11 protein-coding genes are annotated in these 10,622 nt (G+C 56.9%); 3 read left to right on the top strand and 8 right to left on the bottom strand.

Translation table 11 applies throughout. The features are described 5' to 3' along the window. The first annotated feature begins 236 nt into the window (after positions 1 to 236). On the top strand, positions 237 to 1,214 hold the full coding sequence (locus ACEQU8_RS12255; protein WP_370263968.1) for an SAM-dependent methyltransferase: 978 nt from the start codon (positions 237 to 239) through the stop codon (positions 1,212 to 1,214). 1 nt (position 1,215) lies between these two features. Here the strand turns inward: ACEQU8_RS12255 and ACEQU8_RS12250 are convergent, their stop codons facing one another. The 7 genes from ACEQU8_RS12250 to ACEQU8_RS12220 form a co-directional block, all read right to left on the bottom strand. Continuing rightward, entirely contained in the window at positions 1,216 to 1,809 is a 594-nt protein-coding gene (locus ACEQU8_RS12250; RefSeq protein ID WP_370263966.1) for a UbiX family flavin prenyltransferase, read from the bottom strand. 7 nt (positions 1,810 to 1,816) lie between these two features. Then, complete coding sequence (gene grxD, locus ACEQU8_RS12245) at positions 1,817 to 2,161, bottom strand: Grx4 family monothiol glutaredoxin (protein WP_370263964.1); 345 nt, start codon at positions 2,159 to 2,161, stop codon at positions 1,817 to 1,819. Positions 2,162 to 2,264: 103 nt separating this feature from the next. Further along, entirely contained in the window at positions 2,265 to 3,134 is an 870-nt protein-coding gene (gene prmC, locus ACEQU8_RS12240; RefSeq protein WP_370263962.1) for a peptide chain release factor N(5)-glutamine methyltransferase, read from the bottom strand. After that, positions 3,127 to 4,209 (bottom strand): peptide chain release factor 1, encoded by a 1,083-nt coding sequence (gene prfA, locus ACEQU8_RS12235; protein WP_370263960.1) that lies wholly within the window; start codon positions 4,207 to 4,209, stop codon positions 3,127 to 3,129. Before prfA ends, prmC begins: the two co-directional genes overlap by 8 nt. Then, positions 4,210 to 5,475: a glutamyl-tRNA reductase gene (gene hemA / locus ACEQU8_RS12230; protein WP_370263958.1), complete on the bottom strand. Its 1,266-nt coding sequence runs from the start codon at positions 5,473 to 5,475 to the stop codon at positions 4,210 to 4,212. 58 nt (positions 5,476 to 5,533) lie between these two features. Next, positions 5,534 to 6,274 carry a response regulator transcription factor gene (locus ACEQU8_RS12225; RefSeq protein ID WP_370263956.1) on the bottom strand — a complete coding sequence of 247 codons (741 nt, stop codon included), beginning with the start codon at positions 6,272 to 6,274 and terminating at the stop codon, positions 5,534 to 5,536. Positions 6,275 to 6,410: 136 nt separating this feature from the next. Next, positions 6,411 to 7,037, bottom strand: a complete 627-nt coding sequence (locus ACEQU8_RS12220; RefSeq protein WP_370263953.1) for a TetR family transcriptional regulator — start codon at positions 7,035 to 7,037, stop codon at positions 6,411 to 6,413. 155 nt (positions 7,038 to 7,192) lie between these two features. Here ACEQU8_RS12220 and ACEQU8_RS12215 point away from each other — a divergent pair, with 155 nt between their 5' ends. Both ACEQU8_RS12215 and ACEQU8_RS12210 read left to right on the top strand, forming a co-directional pair. After that, a complete protein-coding gene (locus ACEQU8_RS12215; RefSeq protein WP_370263952.1) occupies positions 7,193 to 8,398 on the top strand; it encodes an alkane 1-monooxygenase in 1,206 nt (401 codons plus the stop codon). Positions 8,399 to 8,428: 30 nt separating this feature from the next. Then, on the top strand, positions 8,429 to 9,502 hold the full coding sequence (locus ACEQU8_RS12210) for a 2Fe-2S iron-sulfur cluster-binding protein (protein ID WP_370263951.1): 1,074 nt from the start codon (positions 8,429 to 8,431) through the stop codon (positions 9,500 to 9,502). Between the two features lie 67 nt (positions 9,503 to 9,569). Here the strand turns inward: ACEQU8_RS12210 and ACEQU8_RS12205 are convergent, their stop codons facing one another. Next, a complete protein-coding gene (locus ACEQU8_RS12205) occupies positions 9,570 to 10,370 on the bottom strand; it encodes a hypothetical protein (protein ID WP_370263949.1) in 801 nt (266 codons plus the stop codon). Between the last annotated feature and the right edge of the window lie 252 nt (positions 10,371 to 10,622).

Genomic DNA, 10,622 nt, shown 5'->3' with positions numbered 1-10,622 from the left:
ATCGGATGCAATGGCGACATTTTCGCCTTGCATGCCCCCTCGGAAGGGACAAGAAGGGGTACACGGGCTGATCCCAGGCCAAGGGGTCGGTGCCATTCCAGCACCAACACGTTGCGCGATCAGCTAAAACGCAGGCTGATCCCAGGCCCAGCGGTCAGTACCAACGCGGCACCACAACGCAGCATGGGCTGCAAGTACGCTAGCCAGCATGGACCTCCGGTACACTGTGGCCTTGAATGACCGCCACCCAATCAGCACTAAAAAGACCACTCACGATGCCCAAACAAGCCAAGCCCGCACGCCAGCAGACGAGCAAATCTGCTTCGAGCAAGCCTGTAAGCAACAAGCCCACTGCACTTGAGTTGCTCGGTTTGCCTCCGGGCCAGTCATTGGGTCTTTTGAAGGCGCTGCACATTGTGACGCGGGAGGGCGGTATTAACCAAGATAGCCGGCGAAAGTTGAAGCAGGTGCTGCACTTAACCCAGTTTATTCGTCCTTTGATTGATGACATTCGGGCAAAACAGGGGGGCTCTGTGAGTGTGGTGGACCATGGCGCTGGCAAGTCCTATTTGGGTTTTATGCTGTACGACTGGTGCTTGAAAGATGAGCCCGAAGGGGTCATGGTGGCGGGGGTGGAAACGCGGTCCGACTTGGTGGAGAAGTCACGCGCCCTGGCTCAGCAATTGGGTTTTGAAAGAGCGATGCGGTTTGTCAACCTGCCTTCTGCGCAGGCAACAGAGCATCCTGATTTGCCACCCACAGTCGATTTGGTCACTGCACTGCATGCGTGCAACACAGCGACTGATGATGCAATTGCATTTGGGCTAAAGAAGCAGGCCAAAGCGTTTGCGCTGGTGCCATGTTGCCAGGCCGAAGTGGCGGCGATGTTGAAGCAGGGCAAGGCCAGTGCATTGGGCAAGCGCAGTTTGGTGGAGTTGTGGCGGCACCCTTTGCACACGCGTGAGTTTGGGAGCCAGTTGACCAATGTTCTGCGAACATTGCAGTTGGAGGCGCACGGTTACCAAGTGACGGTGACCGAATTGGTGGGCTGGGAGCATTCCATGAAAAACGAGTTGATCATTGCCCGCAAGCACCAACGCAGCAACCCACAGGCTGCAAAGCGCATGTTGGCGCTGTTAAGCGATGTGGGTTTGGGTACAGACCCCAGGATATTGGAGCGGTTTTTTTTGCCCGACCAACACCAAGATACTTGAGTTATGCTTTGCTGCCCAAGCCTTGCCACACGGTGCGACCCACGTTGGGTAGACCCAGCAGTTCGATGGCGTGTTGGGCGGTGTGGGTCACTAAGGCGTCGATGGTGTCTGGCCGTTGGTAAAGAGCTGGCACTGGGGGCATGACAATGCCTCCCATTTCTGTAACCGCGACCATGTTGCGAAGGTGGGCAAGGTTCAGCGGCGTTTCCCGGGGCATAAGCACCAAGCGGCGACGTTCTTTCAGCGTGACGTCGGCGGCGCGTGCGATGAGGTTGTCAGATAGCCCATGCGCAACCGCAGCCAGCGTGTGCATGGAGCATGGGGCGATGATCATGCCAAGCGACGGAAAGGAGCCACTGGCAATGCAGTTGCCCACTTGCTTGGGCGAGTGCACCACGTGGGCTTTGGCTTCAATGGTTTCTTTGCTGAGGTCGCTTTCGCTGGCGATGGTTAGCCACCCAGAACTGGACACCACCAAGTGGATTTCTGTGTCCCCTCGCTGGCGAAGCAGGTCAAGAATTTTAAGGCCATACAAGGCGCCGCTGGCGCCTGTGATGGCCACCGTAACAGCCTGCTGAAACGGGGTACTGCTCACGGTGCGTTTAGCCTGCAGCCTGGCTGGTGTTGGAGCCGTTGCTGGCTGCGGCAATGATGCTTTGCAGTTCGCCGTTTTGATACATTTCGGTCATGATGTCGCAACCGCCCAAAAACTCGCCGTTCACGTACAGCTGTGGAATGGTGGGCCAGTTGGAGTAGTCTTTGATGCCTTGGCGGATCTCCGGGTCGTCCAATACGTTCACGGTGACCACGCGCTCTGCGTTGCAGGCTTTCAGGATTTGAATGGCCCGGCCAGAAAAGCCACACATGGGGAACTGCGCGGTGCCTTTCATGAAAAGCACGATGGGGTGGCTGGTGACGGTTTCGTGAATGGAGTCGCGAACGCTCATAAAAACTTCCTTTGTGAAATGGGTGGTGCTTAACCCGTTAGTGTACTGGATGTGGGTATGAAACGCGCGTTTTCAAGTGAATTCAATGCCTTGCATACCGACTTTACAGGTGGGCGTAGACAAAACGTGGGGTGCCTGCCAGGTCGGGCAGGCCTTGCACGTGTTTAAACGGGGCTTGTTTGAAGCAGGCCATGACCGCAGCTTGTTGGGTGTGGCCGTGCTCAACAATGACCCCGCCCCCTGCGCGCAGCAGTGAGGGGCTGTGCTGTGCGATGGCGCGGTAGAAGCGCAGACCGTCGCCCTGGTCGGTCAAGGCGTGTGGGGGTTCAAAACGCAGGTCGCCTTGTGACAGGTGAGGGTCGTTGTTTTCAATGGAAGGTGGGTTGCTGCAAATCCGGTCAAAGGCCAGCGGGGGCGTTTGGTTTAGCAGGCCATTGAACAAATCGGCTTGAATGAAGCGGATGTTTTTGGCCCCCAGGGCGCTGGCGTTGTGTTGGGCGACCCACAGGGCGTCGGCCGAGATGTCGGTGGCGCTAATTTCCAAGATGGGGTTTTCTAAGGCCAGTGTGATGGCAATCGCACCGCTGCCGGTGCCAATGTCCAGCACACGGGTGAGCAGGTTTTCGCTGGCTCGTTTTTGCAAAAAAACCAGGGCATGCTCCACCAGTTCTTCGGTTTCGGGCCGGGGGATCAGCACCCGGTGGTCAACAAAGAATGGGCGGGAATAAAACTCTTTTTGCTCCACCAGGTAGGCGATGGGTTCGCCAGCCTGACGGCGGGCGGCCAGGGCTTTGAAGTTGCTCAACTGGTCCATGGGCAGCTCGGCATGGCTTTGACTGACCAGTCCCACTTTGTTCAGCCCGGTTGCATGGCACATCAAAATGCGAAGCTCGCCCATGGGCAGACCCGTTTCTTCCCGCGTTTGTTGCAGGGTGGTTTGCAGCGTGGGTGCAGGCAGGTGGCCTTTATTCATTGGCAGTGATTTCGGCCAGCAGTTCGGCTTCGTGATACGCCGTGAGGCCTTGCATTAGCTCGTTGAGGTCACCATCCATGATGTAGTCGAGTTTGTACAGGGTCAAGTTGATTCGGTGGTCGGTCATGCGGCCCTGTGGAAAGTTGTAGGTGCGGATGCGTTCGGAACGGTCGCCAGAACCCACCAGGCTTTTGCGCTGCGAGGCTTCGGCGGCCTGGCGCTCGCGGTCGGCTCTGTCTTGCAGGCGGGTGGCCAATACTTTCATGGCTTTGTCTTTGTTGCGGTGTTGACTTCGTTCGTCTTGGCATTCCACGACCACGCCTGTGGGCAAGTGGGTAATACGCACCGCAGAGTCTGTTTTGTTGATGTGTTGGCCACCTGCACCGCTGGCGCGAAAGGTGTCGATTCGCAGGTCGCTGGGGTTGATTTCAATGGCGGCGGCTTCGTCGGGCTCGGCCATCACGGCCACCGTGCAGGCCGAGGTGTGGATTCGGCCCTGGCTTTCGGTGGCGGGCACGCGTTGAACGCGGTGGCCGCCGGATTCGAATTTAAGGTGTTTGTACACTTGGTCGCCCGCAATGCGTACGATGACTTCTTTGTAGCCGCCGAGTTCTGATTCACTGGCGCTCATGATTTCGATTTGCCAGCCCTGCCTTTCGGCAAAGCGGGTGTACATGCGGAACAGGTCGCCTGCAAAAAGGGCGGACTCATCGCCACCCGTGCCGGCGCGAATTTCCAGCATCACGTTGCGGTGGTCGTTGGGGTCTTTGGGCAGCAACAGGCGTTGCAACTCGGCTTCTAGTGCGGCCAGTTTGCCTTCGTTGTTTGCAATTTCTTCTCGAGCCATGTCACGCATGTCGGGGTCGGCCAGCCACTCTTGGGCGGTTCGCAGGTCGGCCTCTATGCCGAGGTACTCTGCGTAGCGTTCGGTGGCGGGCAGCAGTTCGGAGCGTTCGCGCGTGACGTTTTTAAACAGCACCATGTCTTGGGCTGCCTCTTGTGAGGACAAAAACTGGTCCAGGTCGGCCAGGCGCTGCGTGAGACGCTCCAGCCGAGACCGCATGCTGTCTTTCATCTATTGGTCGTTGTTGATGTTGAAAAGTTTGGGCAACCACTTGAGCAGGGTGTCTCGCTCAGCCGGGGTGGCCTGGTGCAGGGCCTGCATGGGGCCGTGCATGAATTTTGCGCTCATGCGATGGGCCATGAGCTGCACCACGTCGTCGGGAGACATGCCTTTGGCCAGTTGGCGCCGGGCGTGCTCCAGTTCGAGTTGGGCGATGTCGTCTGCTTTTTGGTGAATGTGCTGAATGGTGGGCACCATGGCGCGTTCGTTGACCCACCGCATGAAACCTTGCACTTGCACTTCAATGATGGCTTCTGCCTGTTGTACGGCAGCAGCGCGTTGCTCGCGGCCCTCTTGAACAATCTGGCTGAGGTCGTCCACGGTGTACAAAAACACATCGTCAAGCTTGGCCACTTGCGCCTCAATGTCGCGGGGCACGGCGAGGTCTAGCATGAACATGGGCTCGTGCTTGCGCTTTTTGGTGGCGGCTTCAACCATGCCCAGGCCGATGATGGGCAAGGTGCTGGCAGTGCAGGAGATCACCATGTCGGACTTGGCAAGTTGCGCAGGCACCTGCGAAAGACCAATCACTTGGGCGTTGTGGGCTTGGGCAAGTTGTTGGGCGCGTTCGGCGCTCCGGTTGGCGATGGTAATGCTTTTTGGGGTTTGGGCTGCAAAATGGGTGGCACAAAGCTGGATCATTTCGCCCGCGCCGATGAAGAGCACATGGCGTTTGCTGAGGTCGCCAAAGATGCGGGTGGCCAGCTTGACTGCTGCTGAAGCCATGGACACGGAGTGTGCGCCGATGTCGGTGTGGGAGCGCACTTCTTTGGCCACCGAGAAAGTGCGTTGAAACAACTGGTGCAACATTTGGCCCAAGGTGCCTGCCTCTTCTGCGGTGCGGGCGGCCTGTTTCATTTGGCCTAAAATTTGGGCCTCGCCCAGCACCATGGAATCGAGTCCGCTGGCCACGCGGAAGGCGTGGCGTATCACCTCTTGCTGGGGCAGTTTATACAGGTGAGGGTGCAATTCTTGCGGGGTGATGTTTCGGTCTTGGGCCAGCCATTCAAGCAGGGCGGTCTCAATGCGAGGCACGTCATCGGCTGCGCAGTAGACCTCTGTGCGATTGCAGGTGGACAAAATGGCTGCTTCGGGGGCTTTAACCCGGTGCGCAAGTGCCCGCAGGGCCTCCTGGACCTGCTCGGCCGGAAACGCCAAACGCTCGCGCAGTGCGAGCGGTGCGGATTGGTAATTCAGGCCGACTGCGAAAAGCTCCATGGTACTCACTGGGCAGGAAACCCTTCATTATAACCCGCAGGGCTGGGATTCCTGTGAATCAGCTTTGAGCGAGTTGCTGTTTGATTTTTGCGAAGTCGCTGGCGCGGCCTTCTTGGTCCACCTGCTCGAGCTTATAGCCAAAGCCGTATACCGGCGTGAGGCGAAAGCCCTGTTCAGGTCGAAGCGCCAGCTTGGAGCGAACCCGAGAAATGTGAGTGTCCATGGTTCGGGAGGGCAGGTCGGTGTCGCGGCCCCACACAGATTCTTGAATGTGCGACCGTGACAGGGGTTTGCCCAGGTTGCGGAACAAAAGCAAGGCCAGGTCAAACTCTTTCTGGGTCATGATGACCCGCTTGGTGTGGCGCACGATGGTCGAGAATTTTGGATGAAATTCCAGGCCGGCAATGTCGAATACCTCAGGCGCGGTCAGCTCGGGGTAGGCGCGGCGCAACAAGGCATTGACGCGTGCCACCAGTTCGCCTCTGCGAATAGGCTTGATCATGTAGTCGTCTGCACCGGCGTTGAGCGCTTCGACAATGTTTTCTTCATCGGTTTTGGAGGTGATGAACAACACCGGCACTTTGATGTGCAAGGTGTCGCGAATCCAGTGCATCACCTTGGGGCCAGAGCTGTCGGGCAGTACCCAGTCCAACAACACCAGGTCGAAACTATCGCGGTACAAAGCGGCCTGGAAGCTTTTGAAGGTGGAAAAGCAATGGCACTTGTGCTGCACCGATTCAAGCACCCAGCGCAGCATTTCGCTTTGGGTGAGGTCGTCTTCAAGGATGGCTATTCGCATGGCGGGCACTCCTGCCGGTTTTTGTTACGCCAATATTAAATGCTTGTTTACAGTTTAATCGTGTGAACAGGCACGGATTCCGCATACAGCTTTTTTGTTAAATATATTGACAATGTAATTTGGCAATCGCGGATGATCAAGTTTGTTGTTCTTCCTGCATGGCATGCACTGCGTGTGCACCTGCAAAAATAACAGCCACAATTCGCAGTGCTTTTTCGAACAGGGCGTCGCGCTGGTCGGGGTGCTCGATGTAGTCCACCGCCATGAAGAGGATGTTTTGGGCCAATACCTCAAGCACTTCGATCATTTCGTCTTTGGGCAGGCCTGGAAGCAGGCGGGAAATGCGGGGGTCGCTGCAGATATCAAGGCTGATGGCCCGGATGGTCTTTTTGAGGCCTTCACGCATGCGCTCTAAAGAGCCAAATGCCTCGGATGCGCCCACCACCACGGGTTTGGGGTTGTCGACCGCCCAGTCAAAAAATCGCTTGACCAGCATGGGGCGAATGTCGAGGTCTGCCTCTTGAGCTGTTCGGATTCGCACCTCGGTGAAGGCTTCGATGACGGCCTTTTCGACCTCCAGAATAACCGCTGTACCCAGGTCTGCGAGGTCTTCAAAGTGGCGGTAAAAGGCAGGCGCAGACAAACCGGCCTCGCGCGTGATTTCGCGAATGCCGAGGCTGGAAAAACTGCGTCGGTGGTAGCTCAGGTTGAGGGCTGCGTCGATCAGCCTCTGGCGCCCGTGCGTTGTGGTGGTGTTGCTCATAGCCGTTGGATTATAGCGAAAAGCCCCGGATGTTGCGCTAAAACATGAGTTTAGCGGCGTTTATTGGGTGAAATAAATTGGGGGTTGACGAGTATGTTTACGATCGTTAACATGCCTTCAAATAACACGCAAACCGACTCTGCGGGAGACCTTCAATGTTGCACTACCTCAAATTTGCGTCATTTCCAATTTTGGCCCTGGGCACCATGCACGGCATGATGCAAGGCGGTAACTGGATGTTTTTTGGCATCACGGTGTTGGTGGCTGTGGTAGCCATCGGCGATGTGTTGCTGCCAGACGATCGCAGTGAGCCCCGCATGGAAGGGGAGCTATTTCTGAACATGATGTTGTGGCTGACCTTGCCCATTTTGTTCTGGGTGAGCCTTTGTTTTTCTTGGGCTGTGGCCCCCAACGATGTATTGGGGCTGGACGGTTTCATGAAAAGCGTGTTCGGCTATGACCGTCTGCAAATACAGGCCGACACAGCGTGGTATCAGTGGTTGGCCGGTGCCGTGGGTGGTGCATTTTTGTTTGGGGCGGGCGGCACCAATGTGGGCCACGAACTGACCCACCGCACCTACAGCAAACGAGACATGATTTTGGGCCGTTGGATGCTGGCATTTACCGCCGATGCGTCGTTTGCCATTGAGCATGTGTATGGCCACCACAAAAACCTGGGTACACCCATTGACCCCGCTACAGCCCAACGGGGGGAGAATGTGTACAGCTTCGTGTTCAAAAGCTGGATTGGTGGTTACAAGTCGGCTTGGCGGCTTGAAAAGCAACGTTTGGACAAGTTTGGTCAATCGGTTTGGAACCCAGTTCACAGCCGAATGATGCGCGGCAATTTGATGAGCCTGTCGTTATACCTGGGCGCGTTTTACATCGGTGGCTGGGCCGCTTTGGGTATTTTCTGGGTGATGTCGGCGGGTGGCAAAACCCTGCTTGAAATTGTGAACTACATGGAGCACTACGGCATTGTTCGCCGCCCGGAGGACAAAGTAGAGCCTCGCCACAGCTGGAACACCAATGCGTCTGTGTCGACAGCCCTGTTGTTTGCGCTGACCCGCCACAGCCACCACCATGCTGAGGCAGACCAGGAGTATTGGAATCTGCGCAGCTACCAACACGCGCCCATGCTGCCCACTGGCTACCTTGGCACCATTTTGTTGGCGCTGGTGCCGCCCCTTTATAAGCGGGTCATGACCCCTTTGCTGAACCATTGGGATGAACACTTTGCAAGCCCTGAGGAAAAAAAGTTGGCCATTGAGGCGAGCATTAAAAGCGGCATGAAGGGGCTGAAAAGTGCGCAGCTGGGTGAACAAATGCATGCGCAGCGTTTGAACAAGGCCGCCGCCTAATGGGCGCAGGCATACGCAAGGGGCAAAAACATGAAATTGCTGGAATGGTTAGGATTACAAGGCGGCGCTGCGGGCAGTGCGAAAGCCCGTGCCCACCACACGGTTCACGTGGCGCCCGGTGGGCAGGTTTTTGAGGTCGAAAAAGGCCGAAAAGTGATTTTGAACTCGGCTTTGTCTGCCGGGCTTGGGTTTCCTCACAATTGCCGAGTGGGCAGTTGTACGCAGTGCAAGTGCAAGCTCAAAAGTGGCAAAGTGCGCGAGCTGACCGATAGCAGTTACGTGCTGAGCGCGGAGGATTTGAAAGCGGGCATGATTTTGGCCTGCCAGTCCATTCCAGAAACCGATCTGGAAATTGAAGTTGAACTGACCACGGGCGGAGACCGTTTGGTTGAAACACGTGGCACCGTGGTCGGTCAAAGAAACTTAACGCACGATATTGTTGAGCTGCGCGTGGCCTTGGATGACGCAATGCCCTTTAAGGCGGGCCAATACGCCGAGCTGCGGTTGGAAGAACTCAGCCTGAGTCGAAATTACAGTTTTGCCATGGCCCCCAAAGGCCAAGAGGCCAAAGAGCTGGTGTTCCATGTTCGCAAAGTGCCCGGTGGGCGGTTTACAGAGTGGTTGTTCGCAGCCAACCGTCAGGAAACCCGATTGAGTGTGAACGGCCCTTTTGGTGATTTTTATTTGCGGCCCGCCGAGGGCGACAAACCTGCTCCAATTGTGTGCGTGGCAGGTGGCAGCGGCATGGCGCCCATTTTAAGCCTGCTGGAGCAGGCCAAGTGGGCAGGGGAATCGCGGGATGTGCATTACCTGTTTGGCGCGCGTACCCAGCGGGATTTGTATGCGGAGCGTGAAATGGGCAGGTTGCAACAGGGTTGGCGCGGCTCTTTGAACTTTACCCAAGTGTTGAGTGAAGAACCCCAAGGCAGCAGCTGGACAGGCAAGCGCGGTTATGTGACCGAAGCCCTGGACGAGCTGGCCTTGGATTGGCCGAATGTGCAGGCGTACCTGTGCGGCCCGCCTGCCATGATTGATGCAGCGATTACCAAGTTTGCTGCATTGGGGGTGAAGTCCAGCAATATTCGCTACGATAAATTTGAATAAGCCTGGTGCCGGGGTGTTGCTGTCCCCCGGTTGGGCTTTTTGTGGGCCACCATGCGGTGGCCTTTTTTTATGCAGGCAAACTGAGGTTGCTGGGGTCAAACGGCAGTGCGCCTGAAGGTGCTGCTGCGGATCCGATGGGAAGCGCATCTGCAACCATCGAGAATGCGTCACCCAAGGGTTCCAAGGGTGTGTTGGCAACCACATCCTCAACCACGCCCGCCAGAGCGTCCGCGGGACCCTCATTGGTGTTGTCGGGCTCGTCCGGGTTTTCTGGATCTTCGGGATCCTCTGGGTCTTCGGGGGTTTCTGTGTCCTCAGGCTCTTCGTCCACAGGCTCAGAGGTTTCGTCTTCGTTGTCAACTCGAGGATTGGGACGCACGCTGACTTCAGCGCTGGTGTCGTCGCCCGAGGTGCTGGCCAGGGCGGCAACGCCAATGCCACCACCCACGGTGGCGGCCAGGGTTCCTACACCACTGCCTGCCACACCTCCAGATAGCAAACCAGCGCCGACCAGGCCGCTAAAGCCGGTGCCGGCGTCTGCCAGCAGCAATGCGCCATCTGTGCCCTCACTCACGGCGTAAAGCTCCACGCCGTCGCTCAGCGAGGTGACTTCAATCATGGTTTGCCCAGAGGCCTGGGTGGTCGCCACTTGAGCAGCGGAATTGGGGGCAAGGCTGACCAGGGAATCGGCTTGACCCGGAGTTTGGGCTGGCAATTCGATGTCAACAGACACCAGATCTTTATTCTGAATAACATCCCCCGCCAAAATGGCATCGCCCTGCACTAGGGTGAGCTGTTCGCCTTGACGTTGAACGAATAGTTTTTCTGTCTTACTGGCCACGGTGCCGATTTTAGGGGCAGTGCTCATGGGTGTTGCGTCCTGTGGTTGGCCCGGCTTGGGGCTGGGTTTGTCAGCATTGTTGTTAGTTTTACCCGCAAGTTGCGCAATTTGGATTCAAAGAAAAACCCCCTCCGAGGAGGGGGTTGCGGGCTTGTGGAATTAGCCTAGCGGATTGTCTGTGGGCAGTGGCAATGGGCTATCGCCCGCAGACCCCAACGATGTAATCGTTGCCGCCGCACCTTCCCACATTTGGGCCCCTGCGACTAGGCCTTCGTCAAG

This window comes from Limnobacter sp. (assembly GCF_964228395.1).
Classification (GTDB): domain Bacteria; phylum Pseudomonadota; class Gammaproteobacteria; order Burkholderiales; family Burkholderiaceae_B; genus Limnobacter.
This window is presented reverse-complemented; position numbering and strand designations above follow the sequence as displayed.